General features: G+C 70.4%; 17 protein-coding genes. 10 read left to right on the top strand and 7 right to left on the bottom strand.

Features of this window, described 5'->3' with window-relative positions; translation table 11 throughout:
* Positions 1-22 precede the first annotated feature (22 nt).
* Together C9J87_RS07205 and C9J87_RS07210 are read left to right on the top strand one after the other, a co-directional pair.
* Positions 23-2,251 (top strand): transglycosylase domain-containing protein, encoded by a 2,229-nt coding sequence (locus tag C9J87_RS07205; RefSeq protein ID WP_107705104.1) that lies wholly within the window; start codon positions 23-25, stop codon positions 2,249-2,251.
* On the top strand, positions 2,248-3,705 hold the full coding sequence (locus tag C9J87_RS07210; RefSeq protein WP_010834566.1) for a glycosyltransferase 87 family protein: 1,458 nt from the start codon (positions 2,248-2,250) through the stop codon (positions 3,703-3,705). Before C9J87_RS07205 ends, C9J87_RS07210 begins: the two co-directional genes overlap by 4 nt.
* Here the strand turns inward: C9J87_RS07210 and C9J87_RS07215 are convergent.
* The 3 genes from C9J87_RS07215 to C9J87_RS07225 form a co-directional block, all read right to left on the bottom strand.
* Positions 3,616-4,698, bottom strand: coding sequence for an alanine racemase (locus tag C9J87_RS07215; protein WP_107705105.1), 1,083 nt, complete (start codon positions 4,696-4,698; stop codon positions 3,616-3,618). The genes C9J87_RS07210 and C9J87_RS07215 overlap by 90 nt on opposite strands.
* Positions 4,699-4,792: 94 nt before the next feature.
* Positions 4,793-5,911 carry a lipid II:glycine glycyltransferase FemX gene (locus C9J87_RS07220; RefSeq protein WP_036491404.1) on the bottom strand — a complete coding sequence of 373 codons (1,119 nt, stop codon included), beginning with the start codon at positions 5,909-5,911 and terminating at the stop codon, positions 4,793-4,795.
* Positions 5,912-6,144: 233 nt separating this feature from the next.
* On the bottom strand, positions 6,145-6,939 hold the full coding sequence (locus C9J87_RS07225) for a deoxyribonuclease IV (protein WP_107705106.1): 795 nt from the start codon (positions 6,937-6,939) through the stop codon (positions 6,145-6,147).
* A 101-nt stretch (positions 6,940-7,040) separates the two neighbouring features.
* On the opposite strand from C9J87_RS07225, the gene C9J87_RS07230 reads away from it, so the two are divergent.
* Genes C9J87_RS07230 through C9J87_RS07245 form a run of 4 tightly spaced genes read left to right on the top strand, consistent with a single transcriptional unit; the run spans position 7,041 to position 9,761 of the window.
* The gene (locus tag C9J87_RS07230) at positions 7,041-7,598 is read left to right on the top strand and encodes a hypothetical protein (protein ID WP_157953139.1); all 558 of its coding nucleotides are present in this window, start codon (positions 7,041-7,043) and stop codon (positions 7,596-7,598) included.
* Positions 7,595-7,921 (top strand): hypothetical protein, encoded by a 327-nt coding sequence (locus C9J87_RS07235; RefSeq protein ID WP_010834562.1) that lies wholly within the window; start codon positions 7,595-7,597, stop codon positions 7,919-7,921. The genes C9J87_RS07230 and C9J87_RS07235 overlap by 4 nt, the downstream gene beginning before the upstream one ends.
* Complete coding sequence (locus C9J87_RS07240; RefSeq protein ID WP_107705108.1) at positions 7,921-8,874, top strand: hypothetical protein; 954 nt, start codon at positions 7,921-7,923, stop codon at positions 8,872-8,874. Before C9J87_RS07235 ends, C9J87_RS07240 begins: the two co-directional genes overlap by 1 nt.
* A complete protein-coding gene (locus C9J87_RS07245; RefSeq protein WP_157953140.1) occupies positions 8,871-9,761 on the top strand; it encodes a hypothetical protein in 891 nt (296 codons plus the stop codon). Before C9J87_RS07240 ends, C9J87_RS07245 begins: the two co-directional genes overlap by 4 nt.
* 25 nt (positions 9,762-9,786) lie before the next feature.
* Here the strand turns inward: C9J87_RS07245 and C9J87_RS07250 are convergent, their stop codons facing one another.
* Positions 9,787-10,698 carry a serine/threonine-protein kinase gene (locus C9J87_RS07250; protein ID WP_232819905.1) on the bottom strand — a complete coding sequence of 304 codons (912 nt, stop codon included), beginning with the start codon at positions 10,696-10,698 and terminating at the stop codon, positions 9,787-9,789.
* Between the two features lie 174 nt (positions 10,699-10,872).
* On the opposite strand from C9J87_RS07250, the gene rpsF reads away from it, so the two are divergent.
* From rpsF to rplI, 4 genes are all read left to right on the top strand, one after another.
* On the top strand, positions 10,873-11,166 hold the full coding sequence (gene rpsF, locus C9J87_RS07255; protein WP_010834558.1) for a 30S ribosomal protein S6: 294 nt from the start codon (positions 10,873-10,875) through the stop codon (positions 11,164-11,166).
* A 97-nt stretch (positions 11,167-11,263) separates the two neighbouring features.
* Positions 11,264-11,872: a single-stranded DNA-binding protein gene (locus C9J87_RS07260; RefSeq protein WP_010834557.1), complete on the top strand. Its 609-nt coding sequence runs from the start codon at positions 11,264-11,266 to the stop codon at positions 11,870-11,872.
* An 84-nt stretch (positions 11,873-11,956) separates the two neighbouring features.
* Positions 11,957-12,193: a 30S ribosomal protein S18 gene (gene rpsR, locus C9J87_RS07265; RefSeq protein ID WP_008355445.1), complete on the top strand. Its 237-nt coding sequence runs from the start codon at positions 11,957-11,959 to the stop codon at positions 12,191-12,193.
* Between the two features lie 14 nt (positions 12,194-12,207).
* Positions 12,208-12,654 (top strand): 50S ribosomal protein L9, encoded by a 447-nt coding sequence (gene rplI, locus C9J87_RS07270; RefSeq protein WP_010834556.1) that lies wholly within the window; start codon positions 12,208-12,210, stop codon positions 12,652-12,654.
* 72 nt (positions 12,655-12,726) lie between these two features.
* Here rplI and C9J87_RS19630 read toward each other — a convergent pair whose 3' ends face one another.
* Genes C9J87_RS19630 through C9J87_RS07290 form a run of 3 tightly spaced genes read right to left on the bottom strand, consistent with a single transcriptional unit; the run spans position 12,727 to position 15,746 of the window.
* Entirely contained in the window at positions 12,727-13,860 is a 1,134-nt protein-coding gene (locus C9J87_RS19630) for a hypothetical protein (protein ID WP_010834555.1), read from the bottom strand.
* A gap of 54 nt (positions 13,861-13,914) precedes the next feature.
* Complete coding sequence (locus tag C9J87_RS07285) at positions 13,915-14,424, bottom strand: hypothetical protein (RefSeq protein ID WP_036491398.1); 510 nt, start codon at positions 14,422-14,424, stop codon at positions 13,915-13,917.
* Complete coding sequence (locus C9J87_RS07290; protein WP_107705112.1) at positions 14,421-15,746, bottom strand: MATE family efflux transporter; 1,326 nt, start codon at positions 15,744-15,746, stop codon at positions 14,421-14,423. Before C9J87_RS07290 ends, C9J87_RS07285 begins: the two co-directional genes overlap by 4 nt.
* Positions 15,747-16,006: the final 260 nt, after the last annotated feature.

The raw sequence follows: 16,006 nt of genomic DNA on the forward strand, positions 1-16,006 counted from the left end.
GCGCAGAGCTGACGGTCCCCCCATGACCCGACGTCCCATCAAGCCCAAGAAGTCGGCTGGCGACCGCGTTCGTGGCCTGCTCAAGACGCTGACCGTCTTCGGGCTGGTCGGCCTGTTGATCGCGGTGGGACTGTTCTTCGTCCTCTACAAGGCGATCGCCATCCCGGAGCCCAACGAGGCGTTCAAGGCGCAGACGACCTTCGTCTACTACAGCGGCGGCAAGACCGAGCTCGGGACCTACTACGACGACCAGAACCGGCAGTCGATCCCGCTCTCGGAGATGCCGCAGACGATGCAGAACGCGGTCGTGGCCGCGGAGAACCGCACGTTCTGGACCGACAAGGGCCTCGACCCCAAGGGCATCCTGCGCGCGGCGTTCTCCAACGCCCAGGGCAACGCCCAGCAGGGTGCGTCCACGATCACCCAGCAGTACGTCAAGATCCTCTACCTCACGAGCGAGCGCAGCTATCAGCGCAAGATCAAGGAAGCGATCGTCTCGCTCAAGATCCAGAACCAGCTGAGCAAGGAGGAGATCCTCGAGGGCTACCTCAACACGATCTACTTCGGCCGCGGCGCGTACGGGATCCAGGCCGCCGCAGGCGCCTTCTTCGACAAGGAGGCCAAGGACCTCAGCCTCCGCGAGAGCGCGGTCCTCGCCACCACGCTGAACAACCCCTCGCGCTACGACCCCGACAACGGTCGCGAGTCCAGGCGCGCGCTCAAGGAGCGCTACGGCTACGTCTTGTCCTCGATGGCCGACATGGGCACCATCTCGGCCGGCCAGGCGGAGAAGGCAGCCAAGCGGCTGCCGAAGTTCCCCGAGATCGCCAGCCAGAGCCAGTTCGGCGGTCAGCGCGGACACATGCTGACGCTGGTGAAGAAGGAGCTGCTGCGCCTCGGCTTCGACGAGCAGGAGATCGACGGCGGTGGCCTGCGCGTCACCACCACCTTCACGCCCGAGGCGATGGCGGCCGTGGAGGAGGGTGTGCTCGAGCAGAAGCCCGAGGGCTTCGGGGACAAGGAGCTGCACATCGGAGCAGCCACGGTCGAGGTCGGCACCGGTGCGCTCCGCGGCTTCTTCGGCGGCCAGGACTACCTCGACTCCCAGATCAACTGGGCGTCGGCCGGTGGCCAGGGCGGGTCCACGATGAAGGTCGCGGCGCTCGTCGCGGCGATCAAGGACGGCTACGAGCTGACCGACAGCTTCGACGGCAACTCGCCCTACCTCCTGCCCGACGGCACGGATGTCGAGAACCAGGGCGACGAGGACTTCGGCTCGGCCATCTCGATGCTCACCGCGACCGAGAACTCCGTCAACACCGCCTTCATCGACATGACCCTCGGGATGGACGACGGCCCGGAGAAGATCATCGACGCTGCCGGGGATCTCGGCATCCCGCCGGGCAAGGGCACCCGCAAGACGAAGGGCATCCCCAACTCCTCACCGGGCCTGGAGCCCATCACCGGGGTCGCGCTGGGCAACGCGACGGTCAGCCCGATCAACATGGCCAACGCCTACGCCACCATCGCGGGCGGCGGTGAGCGCGCCGGCGTGCACGTCATCGAGAAGGTCGTCGACGCCTCCGGCGAGGAGCGCTACACCTGGAAGAACGACGCCACGCGCACCATCGACGAGGACATCGCGGCCGACGTCTCCTACGCGCTGGAGCAGGTCGTGCAGTCGGGCTCCGGCACCTCGGCGCTCAACCTCGGCAGGCCCGCCGCCGGCAAGACGGGCACCGCCACCAACGGTGACGGCGAGGTGTCCTCGGCGTGGTTCGCCGGCTACACGCCGCAGATGGCCACGGCCGTGATGTACGTCCGTGGCAAGGGCAACGAACAGCTCGAGGGCTGGTTGCCGTCCTACTTCGGTGGTGGCTATCCGGCCGACACCTGGACCGCGATCATGCAGCGCGTGATGGAGGGCCTCGAGGTCGAGTACTTCCCGGAGCCTGCCTACGTCGACGGCGACGCGCCCGACGAGGGCCACGAGCCCTACGTCCCGCCGCCGACCACCACCACGCAGCCGCCGCAGCCCAAGCCCACGCGCAAGCCCACCAAGTCGGCGACCATCAAGACCCAGAAGCCCAAGCCGACGGAGACCCCCACCCCGACGCAAACGCCGACGCCGACGCCCACCCCGACGCCCACCCCGACCCCGACGCCGAGCCCGACGTCGCCGCTGCCGCTGCCGCCGCCGTCGGAGACGACGTCGCCGAGCGCAACACCGAGCCGCACCGCAGTCCGGTGAGCGATCCGGCTCGCGACCGGGTCTCGCCGAGCCGGGAGGACGCGCTCGTCCGCTCGGTCAGCGAGGCGGTGGGTGGGCCGCTCGGCGACCACGCGGGCCAGCACCCGTGGTGGACGCCGCTGCGCGTCGTGCTCCTGCTCGCGGCCGTCGCCCTGTCGCTCGGCATCGTCGCGAAGGCGCCCTGCCTGGACATCGCGGGCGAGGCCGGCAACACCGGCCGCTACACCAACCTGTGCTGGTCGGACATCTCGACGGCGTACGTCGCCAACGGCCTCGCCGAGGGCACCTGGCCCTTCACCGACGACGCGCAGGCGCGGGCCCGATATGCACCGGCCTGGCAGCCGCCGCTGCCCGCCTATGTCGCCTTCGCCAGCCAGCGGGTGACCGCGCTGCTCAGCGGCTCGCCGGACCTCGAGGCCCGCGCCCTGGTGCCGGTCCCCGAGGTGGCCGAGCAGCCCGGGGTGCTGCGCGAGGCGCGCATCTTCACCCTCGTCAACATCGTCCTGCTGGCAGGCGTCGGGCTGCTCGCTGCCGGGCTGCTGACGGGCGTCCGGCGGCACCGACCCTGGGACGCCGCTGCGTTCGCGCTGGCTCCCGTGCTCGTGCTGTTCTTCCCGATCGGCTGGGACCTGCTGGCCGCTGCCGGCGTCACCGCCGCACTGTGGGGCTGGTCGCGCCGGCGCCTCGGCGTGACGGGGGTGGCGATCGGTGTGGCCGCTGCTGCGTCGCCCTTCGCCGCGCTGCTGCTCGTGCCCGGGATCGCCCTGCTGGCACGCGATCGCCGGTGGCCCGAGGCGGGGATCCTCGGCGCCGGAGCGGTGGCGGCGTGGACGGCGCTGATGCTGCCGGCCGTGGCGAGTTCGCCCAGCGCGTGGCTGACCTCGTGGAAGGCCTACTTCCACGGCGCCGACATCGGTTCGGCCTGGTTGCTCGCCTCGCAGGTGACCGGCCTGGACCCGTCCCTGCGGATGATCCTCGGTGGCACCGCGGTCCTGCTGCTCGTCGTCTGCGTCGTCGTGGTCGTGCTGGCCTGGCGCACGCAGTGGTCGTTCGCCAGCCTGGGCACGCTGCTGGTGGCCGAGGCGTTGATCGTGAGTCCTGCGGCGGCCCCGTCGTTCGCGCTGGTGCTGCTGCCGCTCGCCGTCGTGGCCGTGCGGCAGTGGAGCCACCTGCTGGTCTGGCAGGCCTGCGAGATCGGGCACTGGGCGATGCTCGGGTTCTACCTCGGCGGGATCCTTGCGCCGTCCGGGGGCGGTGACGCACGCGCCTACTGGCTGGGCGTGGTGCTGCGCCTCGCCGGCCTGGTCTGGCTGATCGGGGTCACGGCGATGGCCGCCGCCGAGCGCGAGCCGGAGGGCCCGGGCTCAGCGGATGTCGACGCGGTCGAAGGTCGTGGCCGTGAAGCGGACCCGGACCTCGATGTCCTCACCGACGTCGGGCACCCGCGCACCTGACGGCACGAACAGCATCGAGGCCTGCATGTGCGGGGGCTCGGCGAACAGCCGCTGCTTGCCGTCGATCGAGAACGGCGAGCGCACGAAGCCGGCTACGTCCATGCCGCTGCGCGCGATCGTGGCGGCCCGGCTGCGCAGCGACTGGTCGCCGGTCGGCGCCTCGAGGCCGATGCCGTGCGCCGTACCGCCGCTGACGACCAGGATGTGGCCGCCCTTCGGCATCGATCGGCCGCGGTAGCCGAAGGTCTCGCCGCGCTCGATGGCGTGCACGTCGAGCACCGTCGCGGTGACCTTGAGCGCCGCGCGCTGGCCCAGCCACAGGTCGGTGCCGATGCGGGGGCGGATGGTGAAGTCGGGGTAGGCGGTGCGCAGCCCGGCCAGCTCCACGGGAGTCAGGTGGCTGACGAAGATCGTGCGCGTCGGCAGGCCGGTCGCGACCACGTCGTTGATCAGCCGGGTGACCTCACCGAGGTGGCTCGCGGTGTTGAGGGGCAGGTGCATCGCCACCCCCGCGAGGCCGGAGAGCCCGCTCTCGGCGAGCACCTCGGCGGCCGCGAGCAGGTCGCGCCGTGTCATCCCGTGGCGGCGCATCGAGGTGAGCTGCTCGAGCACGAAGCGAGCGTCCGGAGCCCGCCCGAGCAGGTCGCCCACGTCGGCGAGCCGGCTGACGGTGTGGATGACGCGCGGGTTGAGGGTCTCGGGGACGTCGAGGGCAGCTCCCAGGGGTCGCCACGGCGTGAGGACCAGCAGGTCGCCGTCGAAGCGCGGGGCTGCCTCGTGCAGCTCGAGGTAGGTGCCCACCGCCATCATGTCGATGCGGCTGCCCGTGACGGACGCCTGCTCGTCGAGCCAGCCGCAGCGGCGGGCGAGCCGGCCGATGCCGAAGCCGTAGCCGTTGCCCTTGGCCACCGGCACGACACCCGGCAGCGCCGTGACCGTCTCCAGGAGGTGTTGGCGCCAGCGCTCGCCGTCGACGCAGAGGACGAGGCTCATGGCGACTGTTCCCCTGCTTGAGCGTCCATATGGCCGCTCAAGCAACGGCATTCGGGTCGGTAACCGTCCACATGACGCGACAAGCTGCCCCGGATCACGACGAACGTCGCTTCATGTAGAGGTCGAAGGCCTTGTAGAGCGGCTTGTTCAGCGGCAGGTCCCACTCGCCGACGTATTCGACCGCCTCGCCGCCGGTGCCGACCTTGAACTGGATCAGGCCGACGTGGGAGTCGGAGGAGTCGAGGGTGTCGGTGATGCCGCGCAGGTCGTAGACCTCGGCGCCGTTGGCCAGCGCGTCGCGGATCATCTCCCACTGCACGGCGTTGGAACCGCGGACGTCGCGCTTCTCGGTCGAGCTGGCGCCGTAGGAGTACCAGGCGTGGGTGCCGACGCGGATCGCGATCGTGCTGGCGACGAGGTCGCCGTCGTGACGCGCCAGCCACAGCGTGATCCGGCCCGGTGCCTCGGCCGACAGCGCGTCGAACATCGTCTCGAAGTAGGCCAGGCCGCGCGGCGTGAAGTGGTCGCGCTCGGCGGTGTGGACGTAGAGGTCGTGGAAGGCCTTGAGGTCGGCGCGCGAGCCCTGCTCGACGACGACGCCCTCCTTGGCGGCCTTCTTGATGTTGCGGCGCCAGAGCTGGTTCATGCCCTTGAGCACGTCCTCCTCGGTGCGACCGGCGAGCGGGATGACGAAGTTGAACTGCGGCTGCCCGGCGGCGAACCCGCCCTCGACGGCCTGCGGTCGCCAGCCGCCCTCGTGGAGCTGGGAGACCACGGCCGCGCCCTCGCGGGAGCGCTCGAGCGGGGCGACGTCGGTCAGGCGCCGTACGGTCTCGTCGGCGATGCCGTCCTTGATCTGCGCGGCGCTCCAGCGGCGGGTGATGACGGGCGGCCCCATGCGTACGCCGAAGGCACCCTGCTTCTTCGCGTGCGCGGCCATCGGGTCGAGCCAGGCCGAGAGGTCGTCGTCGAGCCAGTCGATGACCGGACCCTCGGGCAGGTAGGCGAGGAACCGCTTCAGCTTGGGGAGCTGGCGGTAGAGGACCAGCGCGGTGCCGACGAGCGTGCCGTCGCGGAACCAGCCGATGCTCTCGGCGCGCCACTCGGGCTTGACCTTGGCCCAGCCGGGGGTCTGGAGGAAGCTCGCGCTGGGGCGGGCGGCGATGAACGCTGCGTGCTCGGCCGTCGTGATGGTCCGGACGGAGAGCGGCATCGTGGTCGGAGGAGTCACCGGGCCACGGTATCGGCTGGGCGGCCAGACCCACACAGGCCCGAAGCCGGTCACAAAATGAAAGACGGCCGGACACGACCCCCGTGCGTGTCCAGCCAGCTCTCTACATACCCAGACGCAGTACTGCCCCATCTGGTTGCATGCAGAGGGCAATCAATTTTCTGCGCGCACGGAGGCCGGACGGCACGGAGCCGTTCTCGACCGCTCGGGGAGGCTCAGAGGCGCTCGCGCAGCCAGGCCGCGTCCTCGATGTGCTGGGCGGCCGCGCCGGGGGTCTCGAGCATGACCGGGGCGCCGGCGTCGCGGATGACGGCGGCCAGGAGGTCGGCGTCGATCTTGCCGGCGCCGAGGTTGGCGTGCCGGTCGGCGCCGGAGTCGAACTCGTCGCGACTGTCGTTGCAGTGGACCAGGTCGATGCGCCCGGTGATCGCACGCACGTCGGCGACCACGGTCTCGAGCGGGTTGCCGCCGGCGTGCGCGTGGCAGGTGTCGAGGCAGAAGCCGACCATGTCCGCCTGCTCGCAGCCGCTGATCGCGTCCCAGACACCCGCGATCCGGTCGAGGTAGCGCGTCATCGCGTTGCCACCGCCGGCGGTGTTCTCGATCAGCAGCGGGATCTTCAGGTCGGTCGCATCGATCGCCTTGCGCCAGTTGTCGAAACCGACACCGGGGTCGTCGTCCTTGTTGACGTGGCCGCCGTGCACGATCAGGCCCTTGGCACCGATCTCGGCGGCCGTGTCGACGTGCTGCTGCAGCAGCTTGCGGCTGGGGATCCGGATCCGGTTGTTCGTCGTCGCGACGTTGACGATGTAGGGCGCGTGGACGTAGAGGTCGACGCCGGCGGCCTCGGCCGCGGCCTTCAGCGCGGCTGCGCCGTCGGCGTACTGCACCTCGGGACCCTTGTAGCCCTGCGGGTCGCCGAGGAAGAACTGCACGAGCGGCATCTCCCGCGCCTGTGCCTGCGCGATGGGGTCGGTCTGGTCCACGTGCGCGCCGATCTTGATGTCCATGACGGCAAGGCTATGCGCTGGCACCGACGCGGAAACCTCGTCGCCGGGATCCGACGTCAGTTCGAGTGTTTGCTCGTCGGGGCGGCGGGTAGATGCTGGGCATGTCGAACCAGGAAGCAGTACGTCGGGTGCTCAGCCCCGACTACGTCGGCACCATCGAGGCCGACGCGACCGATCCGGCCCGGCTGGTGAAGGTCTCCCTCGATTGCCAGGGGGAGGTCATGGCCGTCCAGGTCCTCGAGCTCACGTCGGTCACCACGTCCGACACGGGGTTGCGCGACGCCGTCCTCGAGGCGGCCAACCGCGCGGAGGCGGCACGGGTGCTGAACGAGCTCGCCCTCCTGGGGGCGTTCGATCCTGACCGTCCTCCCTCCGACCCCGACCGGCCGTTGGCACCCCTCCCGGGTCCCACCGCCCCCCGGCTGGTCGTGCGGACGCACGAGGAGCAGATGAACCACCTGGCGCGCTACATCAACGGCGGCGGCCTCGAACCGATCCAGGCGCCGGGGATGCGGCGGACGACATCGCTCAACGGATATGTCTCGCTGGCCCGCAACGATCGGGGTCAGCTGACGGCGGTCGACGTCGACCAGGAGTGGCTGTGGGCCACCAGCCTGGAGCGCCTCAACAACGCACTCAAGGAAGCGGTGGAGCAATGACCAAACCAACTCAGTCGATCTACGTCGAGACCCAGGCGCTCTACAACTGCGCCTTCACGTGGCGCAGCGAGGCGAGTCCCAAGCTGGCCACGGCAAAGACCAAGGCAACGAACGGTGAGGGACAGGGCTATCTGTTCGGCGTCCTGCTGGCCTCCCTGCAGCAGCCGCACGACGACTTCGCGACGGCAGCCGCCGGAGTCCTCGGGACGGGCAGTGAGACGTCGACCGACATGGGCGACGCCCTCGAGCAGGTCGCCAAGGACTACGAAGCGACCGACGCCAACATCTCGACGCTGATGACCAAGCAGGAGGCGGGTCTCTGATGGGCGATCGACTTCCCGGGTTGCCGGACTACGACGCTCCGCCCCTCCAAGGGCAGCTCACGGACCTGATCCTGTTCGGCACCCCCGACATGTGGTTCAACCGCATCATCGAGCTCAACGACGAGCTGGTCGAGGAGATCGAGAAGTGGGGGGAGAAGATCCAGCACAAGATCAACGGCCTCAGCGAGGTCGACGCGGCCATCATCGGTGGTGCGATCGGCATCGTCGGGGGTCCGCTGGGCTCGCTGGTGGGTGCGATCTCCGGAGCCGTCCTGATCGGCGAGGTCAAGGACTGGCTCAACGGCAAGCTGGGCGACCTCCTGTCTGATCTGTGGGACGCGCACAAGAAGGCCGTGGACGCCATGCAGGCCTGCATCGACGGCATCTTCGGAAACCCCGAGAAGCTCAACGGTCTCGGCGCCGGCTACCAGACCGCGCAGTCCTCCCTGGGTGACGCCGCCTTTGCGGTGGGGAAGTCGACCGACACGGTCAAGATCTTCTGGGACGGGCGCGGCTTCGAGGCCTACTCCGGCGCTGCGGGCCAGCAGAAGGGCGCCATGACGGTGATGGCCGCCAAGATGGGCTCGGCCAGTCACCTGATGGCCGACGCGGCGGAGATGATCCAGAAGTGCTGGTCGGACGTCATCCAGGCGCTGGTGGCGCTGGTGTCCGACATCGTCGACACCCTGCTGGGAGACATCGAGATCACGAAGCTGCCCACGGCGACCGTGACAGCGCCCGTCGGCATCATCGTGGACGGGGCCAACTTCCTCAACGCCGTGGTCACGGCCATGCGCGAGGTGAGCATCCAGGGACGCAACTCCGGATTCATGGCCTGGTCCGAGCTCACCGGCGGCGACAGCGCCCTCGAGAACGCGAAGTGGCCGGTGCCGGACGGACTCGCGGCCAACCAATATGCGAACGACGACAACTGGGGAACCACCGACCGATGAGGCGCCAAGCGTGGCTGGGACGAGCAGCGGTGGTTCTCGTGGTGATCGTGACGTCGTCGACCGCCTGCACGTCCGATGACGGGGACGAGCCGGTCGAGGTCGAGGCCGGCCAGGTGGAGCAGGTCGACGCGACCGCGATCGAGGACACCGCGACCGCCGCCGTGGGCCTGCCCTCGGGTGTGCTGACCCTGGAGGTCGCCCAGGACCTGGGCCCGGTCCCCAGCGGGAAGGGGAGCCTGGAACCGGTCGACGAGGGAGTCACACTGCTGGGCCTGGAATGGTCCTTCGAGGCCCATCCGAGCAGCGACGCGCGCAGCGTGCTCCTCGACGGGCGCCAGCCACAGGATCTCCCGCAGCCGACGCTCACGGTCGTGGACGGCGGCGCCGAGGTGCCCGTTCCGATCACCGCGCAGGCAGGCCGGTCGGGCGCGATGGTCGTGGGGGTCAGTGACCCTCTGGGCATCGAGGTGACCTACGACGGCTTCACCCAGACGGTCGATCCCGGCACGGGTGCGGTGGGCGCCGGGCCTGCCGAGAGCCTGCTCGAGCTCGCCACCGCGACGACGAGCGTCGACAGGCTCTGCGACGCGCGCGACTTCCCGGTGGCGGCGACACTCGACAACGGGTGCCAGGTGGCGGCGATCCACCGCCTGCCCTACGTAGCGGGGCTCGGCTGGGCGCCGGACTCCCGCAGCTGGCTCGTGGTCGACGCCCGGATCGAAGGGAAGGCCACGATGCTGCTGGGTGACGATCCCGGCACCGTCCTGGACAGCGCCGCTCCCTCCGTCGTCAGGGCCGCCTACGTGGTCTCGGGTGACGCCCCCCGGACCGTCCGCTTCGATTTCGGACGCTCGATCGGAGTCGTCTCGGTCCCTCTGGAGCCGTGACACCGCCGTCGGGTGGACCGGGAGGTCAGCGCAGTGTGCCGACCATGACCGCGACACAGAGGGCGAGCACGGCGACGCAGGCACCGAGGAGGGCCCAGGCAGTCCAGTCGATCTGGTCGGTGGGCTGCCGGCCGAGGCGATCCACGACCCGGGGCCCGGCCTCGAAGGCGATGTCGAGGCGGCGCAGCAGCCGCAGGGCAGCCTCCGCGGAGGCGAGCCGCTGCTCGGGGTCGACGACGAGCAGCCGCTCGAGCAGAGGCCGCAGCGGCCCCGACCCGATCTCTCCCTGCCGCTCCGGTGGCAGGCCGCTGACGAGCTGGAGCCCCACGCGACCGACGGCATAGAGGTCCTGGGCCGGGTCCGGCGGTGCGCCGCGGGCCTGCTCGGGCGCCATGTAGCCCTGGGTGCCGATCGCGCCGGGGACCGTCGTGTAGCGGGCGTCCGCGATCGGGGCCGCGACGCCGAAGTCGCCGAGCCGCAGGTGGGGGCGGTCGCTGCCGGGCTCGGAGGGGTCGAGGAGCAGGTTGGCCGGCTTCACGTCGCGGTGCACCAGTCCGGCCGCGTGCACCGCGGCGAGCGCCTGGAGGAGCTGCTCGAGCAGCACCGCGGCATAGCCCACCGGGAGGGTGCCGTGCTCGTCGAGCAGGTCCTGGACCGAGCCGCCCGCGACGAGGTCCATCGCGAGCACGACCAGGTCGTCGTCGGCGGCCCAGCTGATGGGCGCGACGACGTGGGGGTGGCGCACGCGCACGGCCTGCTCGCGGACGAAGCGGATCAGCAGTGCGGCGTTGTGCTGGCCCAGCACCTTGACCGCGACGACCTCGCCGGAGCGCTCGTCGCGAGCCCGCCAGACCGAGCCCATGCCGCCCGCACCGATCTGGTCGATCATGGCGTAGCGGCCGGCGATGACGGTGTGGTGGAGCGGCGCCGTACGCATGGTCACGACGCTAGCCGCACGGCTCGATCCGTGCGTCCGCTCATCCACAGGCCAGCATTTGCCCGTCCGGCCCGGCTCGCTGTTAACCTTGCCTGTCGCCCCCGTCCAGTGGGGGCACATCCTCCTGCCACGGAACGTCCGTGGCCGCCTTTAGTCCGAAGGAGGTAGCCACGCATGTCGCGTGTCTACGAAGTGATGGTGATCCTCGACCCCAGTCTCGAGGAGCGCACCATCGAGCCGTCCCTCGACAAGTACCTCAACGTCATCCGCAAGGACGGCGGCAGTGTCGACAAGGTCGACGTGTGGGGTCGTCGTCGTCTGGCCTACGAGGTCAAGAAGAACGCCGAGGGCATCTACGCCGTCATCTCGCTGACCTGCGAGCCGGCCACGGTCAAGGAGTTCGACCGCCAGCTCACGCTCAACGAGTCCATCCTGCGTACCAAGGTCCTGCGTCCCGACGCCAAGTGAGGTCCGGCCCTCGGGCTGACCTCTGGACCACTGTCGGTGGGCTCCGTCATGGTGGCCACCAACATCACTGATCAGTTGACTTCTAGGGAGACCTGACATGGCAGGCGAGACGATCATCACCGTCGTCGGCAACCTCGTCGACGACCCGGAGCTGCGCTTCACCCCCTCGGGTGCGGCCGTGGCGAACTTCCGGATCGCGTCGACGCCCCGCACGTTCGACAAGCAGAGCAACGAGTGGAAGGACGGCGATGCGCTGTTCCTCTCCTGCTCGGTGTGGCGCCAGGCGGCGGAAAACGTCGCCGAGTCGCTGCAGCGCGGCATGCGCGTCGTCGTGCAGGGCCGACTCAAGTCTCGCCAGTACGAGACCCGCGAGGGTGAGAAGCGCACCGTCTTCGAGATCGAGGTCGAAGAAGTCGGTCCCTCGCTGAAGTACGCCACGGCCAAGGTCACCCGCGCCAACCGCTCCAGTGGCGGTGGCGGCTTCGGTGGCGGTGGCCAGGGCGGCGGACAGGGCGGCAACGCCCCGGCCGACGACCCGTGGGCCACGCCTGCTCCCTCGCAGGGTGCCGGTTACGGCGCTCCGCAGGGCGGCGGCCAGCCGGCCCAGGGCGGCAACCAGGGCGGGTACGGCGGTGGCAACCCTGCCCCCGCCAACGACCCGTGGGGTGCCCCCGGCGTCGGCGGCTCGCAAGAACCGCCCTTCTGATCAGCACAACCCGTCCGTAATCACCTCAACCATTCCGCCCCTGTCTGTTCGGCAGGGCCGGGCTTCTAGAAAGGAAGCACCACAATGGCCAAGGCAGTGATTCGCAAGCCCAAGAAGAAGGTTTGCCAGTTCTGCAAGGAGAAGGCGACCGGTGTCGACTACAAGGACGCCACGCTCCTCCGCAAGTTCATTTCCGACCGAGGCAAGATCCGCGCGCGTCGCGTGACCGGCAACTGCGTCCAGCACCAGCGTGACGTGGCCATCGCGGTCAAGAACGCCCGCGAGGTCGCTCTGCTGCCCTACACGTCCACCGGTCGCTGAGAGGAGCACGAGACATGAAGCTCATCCTGACGCAGGAAGTTGACGGCCTCGGCGCCCCCGGCGACGTGGTCGAGGTCAAGGACGGCTACGGCCGCAACTACCTCATCCCGCGGGGCCTCGGCCTCCGCTGGACCCGTGGTGGCGAGAAGACCATCGAGTCCATCAAGGCTGCCCGCGCTTCGCGTGCCGCTCGCGATGCCGGCCACGCGGTCGAGATCAAGAACAAGCTCGAGCAGGCTCCGGTGAACGTCAAGGTCCGTTCCGGTGAGGGTGGTCGCCTCTTCGGCGCCGTCACCACCGCCGAGATCGCCGACGCCATCACCGAGCTCTCCGGTGAGAAGGTCGACCGCCGCACCATCGTGGTCGCCCAGCCCATCAAGTCGCTCGGCGCGCACGAGGTGTCGGTCAAGCTGCACGACGAGGTGGCCGCCAAGGTCTCGCTCAACGTCGTTCCGGCCTGACGCTGCTCCACACGCACGGCCCGTCTGCTCCTCGGAGCGGGCGGGCCGTTCGTCATTTGCGGGGCGGGGGGCTCAGCCCTGGAAGACGTTGGTCCGCGCGACGATCGCGTCGAGGAGGACCGGCTTGTTGCGGGTCAGCACCTCGATCACGACCTTCCCGGTGCGGGCGCCCTGGTAGCGGTCGATGACGACGAACTCCCGCTGCGCCGAGCGCGGCGCGGACAGGTCGACCACGCGCCAGTTGGTCGCACCGATCTTGACCCGCACCTTGCCGTACGACGGGGCGGTCGGCGCATAGAGGCGAAGCTCGCCGACCCGCTGCTTGGGCAGCACGATCCGGGCGCCCTTGCGCTTCGACCTGGCCAGGGTGCGGTCGAAGGCGCCGGACTTCTTGACCGTCTTCCAGCCGCGCCGGCCCCGCAGGTCGCGGGACACGAAGAACTCGGAGGTCTCCGACCAGGCGCTGGGCGTGCCGGCCTTGTCGACGCTGCGCGCTCGGAGGAAGTGCCGGCCCGAGGTGGCGCCGGTGTAGGTCCACCGGCCGGGCGTGCACGGAGTCGCCTCGCCGTCGATCTCGCAGTCGAAGGTGGCACCGGGCTCGTTGCTGTTGAGACGGACGGCGAGGCTGCGACCGACCACGACCGGCTGCTGGGGCGTCTCCTCGTCGTAGAGGTCGGGGTTGACGAAGGCGACGGGCGCGACGGTGTCCTGGCCCCAGCTGAGCTGGGCCGGCGTGGCGTCGAGGTCCTCGACCTCAGGCGGGGAGAAGCCGCCGCCGACGCGGTGGTTGCGGTCGGCGGTGTCGACGGCGCGGACCTGGAACGTGTACGGCGCCGCGTCGGAGTCGACCAGCCCGGTGTAGGAGCGCGGGGAGGTGCACGGCACCCAGTCGTGGGCCTGGACCGGGCCGCCCAGCCGGCACTCGAAGGCGAGCGTCCCGGTGTCGGCGTCGGTGTGAGAGCCGGCGAAGGTGAACCCCATCGTGGCGGTGGCGACCCAGCCCCCGGCGTTGGGTGGGGTCGACACGGCGGTCAGCGTGGTCTCGGGCGGCACCGTGTCGTCGCACGACGCGCCCAGGAGCCCGGTCGGCGGTTCGGAGAGGCAGTCGGCCGCCGCGGTGGCCGGCCCGGTGCCCAGGGGGACCCCCACGAGCAGGGCGCCGGCGAGCGAGAGGGCGGTGGTGACGCCGAGGCGGCGCGTGCGCATGCGGTCTCCTGAGGGTGTGGGGGCCTTCCGAGCAGCCGCCGGTCGTTGCCTAGGTTACGAGCCCGGTGCCCACGGCCGGCTTGCGTAGGCGAACAGCAAGACGATGAGGAGCAGCGCGACGCCGGCCGCCGCTGCATAGACCGAGGCGATCAGCTCGTCGGCCGAGGAGGCGAAGACGAGCACGGGCGCGACGGCCAGCACCGCGTTGAGGACGACGGCCGTGCGCAGCCAGGCCCGGGCGCGCTGGTCGCCGGCGGCACCGGCGATGCCGGCGAGGTGCCGGCACAGGACCAGTGCGAAGAGGACCTGCGGGAGGTTGACCGCCCACCGCAACGACGGGTCGCCGTCGTCGAGCAGCTGCTGGGTCGCGGGGAACCAGACGGCGCACGCGACCACCAGGGCCGCCGCGGCGAGCACCAGCAGGGTGGTGGGGTCAGGCAGGCGCCGTACGCCCCAGAGCACGAGCAGCCAGCCCACCGGATCGGCGAGCGCGTCGTAGCCGCCGAACCGGGCGACCAGCACCACGATCACCAGTCCCATCGCGACGGACTGGAGCGGTTTCATGGGCGTGAGGCTAGCGACCCCGTGACCAGCCACGTGTCAGTGCGTGCGCGTCGGGTGAGCAGGACGAAGCGCGCGCCCATGAAGACGACGACCATCGCGAGCCAGACCGGGACCAGTCCGCCGGGGCCGAGGGCCGCGAGGACGGCGGCGGGAGCGTAGAGGGCGAGCACGCCGAGGCCGGCCCACGCGAGATAGGCGCCGTCGCCCGCGCCGATCAGCACGCCGTCGAGGACGAAGACCACACCGGCGATCGGCTGGCCGAGGGCCGCGACGAGCAGCACCGGGACGAGCAGGTGGTGGACGCCGGTGTCCGGGGAGAAGAGCGGTCCGAGGAACGGGGCGCTGGCGGCGAGCAGCAGACCGCTCACGATGCCTGCCCCCCAGCCCCACTGCACCATCCGCCGGGTCAGGGCGCGGGTGCCGTCGACGTCACCCGCGCCCAGGGCACGTCCGGTGATGGCCTGGGCAGCGATCGCGAGCGCGTCGAGGGCGAAGGCGAGGAAGGTCCACAGCGTGATGGCGATCTGGTGGGTGGCGAGGTCGAGCGCGGTGTCGCGCCCGGCGAGGGTCACGGCGTAGGTGCCGACGAGCAGGCAGGCTCGCAGCGTGAGGGTGCGCAGGACGAGGGGTACGCCGGTGCGAGCGGCGGTGACGATGCCGCTGCGGTCGGGGGTGAGCGGCGCTCCCTCGCGTCGTGCTGCGCGCACGACGACCGCGACGAGGACGCCCGCGCTGGCGAGCTGCGCCAGCACGGACCCGAGGGCGGACCCGGCGATGCCGAGGTCGAGGCCGTAGACGAAGACCACGTTGAGGACGATGTTGGCGATGTTGCCGCCGACGGCGACCCACAGCGGGGTCCGGGTGTCCTGCAGGCCGCGGAGCACGCCGGTCGTGGCGAGCATCAGCAGCAGTGGCGTCACCCCGAAGATCGCGACCTGGAGGTAGGCCGTCGCCTGGTCGCTGACGGCAGCCCCGGCACCGAAGAGCTCGACGAGCGGCCGCGCGAGCACGGCGCCGACGACGGTGACGAGCGTGCCGATCAGCACCGCGAGCCAGCAGCCGTCGATGCCCTGGGTGAGCGCGCCCCGGGTGTCGCCGGCGCCCAGGTGTCGCGCCACGCTCGCCGTCGTGCCGTAGGCGAGGAAGACGCACAGGCCGACCAGCGTCTGGAGCACGGCGCCGGCGATCCCCAGTCCCGCGAGCTCGGTGGTGCCGAGGTGACCGATGATCGCGGCGTCGGAGAGCAGGAAGAGCGGCTCGGCGACGAGGGCGAGGAACGCCGGCACAGCCAGGCGCAGGATCTCGCGATCGGTGGACGTCACGAGCCGAGTGTAACGGCCAGGCGCCCACTCTGGTCATGACGAACACTGCGATCCGATGATGTCGATAGTCCTTTCGGACTACCTGTGCATGAACGGTGCACAACTCGTCGAAGACATGACAATCCGGCGCCATGTCGACAAACCGACCGGCAGCTCCCACATGCCGAGAAGCTGGGCAAACTCTTTCGACCCCAATTTTCCTCCACAGGCCCACGACACTGTTTCTGCAGGTCAAAGCGATAATCGCTGGCGAGCGCTCC

The sequence above is a fragment of the Nocardioides allogilvus genome (genome assembly GCF_003047285.1).
GTDB classification, from domain to species: Bacteria; Actinomycetota; Actinomycetes; order Propionibacteriales; family Nocardioidaceae; genus Nocardioides; species Nocardioides allogilvus.

Coding starts and splice junctions, on each gene's coding strand:
- rplI (WP_010834556.1), top strand. CDS start 12,208: ATGAAGCTCATCCTGACGCAGGAAGTTGACGGCCTCGGCGCCCCCGGC.
- C9J87_RS07230 (WP_157953139.1), top strand. CDS start 7,041: ATGTCGAACCAGGAAGCAGTACGTCGGGTGCTCAGCCCCGACTACGTC.
- C9J87_RS07235 (WP_010834562.1), top strand. CDS start 7,595: ATGACCAAACCAACTCAGTCGATCTACGTCGAGACCCAGGCGCTCTAC.
- C9J87_RS19630 (WP_010834555.1), bottom strand. CDS start 13,860: ATGCGCACGCGCCGCCTCGGCGTCACCACCGCCCTCTCGCTCGCCGGC.
- C9J87_RS07220 (WP_036491404.1), bottom strand. CDS start 5,911: ATGCCGCTCTCCGTCCGGACCATCACGACGGCCGAGCACGCAGCGTTC.
- C9J87_RS07205 (WP_107705104.1), top strand. CDS start 23: ATGACCCGACGTCCCATCAAGCCCAAGAAGTCGGCTGGCGACCGCGTT.
- rpsF (WP_010834558.1), top strand. CDS start 10,873: ATGTCGCGTGTCTACGAAGTGATGGTGATCCTCGACCCCAGTCTCGAG.
- C9J87_RS07260 (WP_010834557.1), top strand. CDS start 11,264: ATGGCAGGCGAGACGATCATCACCGTCGTCGGCAACCTCGTCGACGAC.
- C9J87_RS07225 (WP_107705106.1), bottom strand. CDS start 6,939: ATGGACATCAAGATCGGCGCGCACGTGGACCAGACCGACCCCATCGCG.
- rpsR (WP_008355445.1), top strand. CDS start 11,957: ATGGCCAAGGCAGTGATTCGCAAGCCCAAGAAGAAGGTTTGCCAGTTC.
- C9J87_RS07250 (WP_232819905.1), bottom strand. CDS start 10,698: ATGCGTACGGCGCCGCTCCACCACACCGTCATCGCCGGCCGCTACGCC.
- C9J87_RS07215 (WP_107705105.1), bottom strand. CDS start 4,698: ATGAGCCTCGTCCTCTGCGTCGACGGCGAGCGCTGGCGCCAACACCTC.
- C9J87_RS07285 (WP_036491398.1), bottom strand. CDS start 14,424: ATGAAACCGCTCCAGTCCGTCGCGATGGGACTGGTGATCGTGGTGCTG.
- C9J87_RS07240 (WP_107705108.1), top strand. CDS start 7,921: ATGGGCGATCGACTTCCCGGGTTGCCGGACTACGACGCTCCGCCCCTC.
- C9J87_RS07245 (WP_157953140.1), top strand. CDS start 8,871: ATGAGGCGCCAAGCGTGGCTGGGACGAGCAGCGGTGGTTCTCGTGGTG.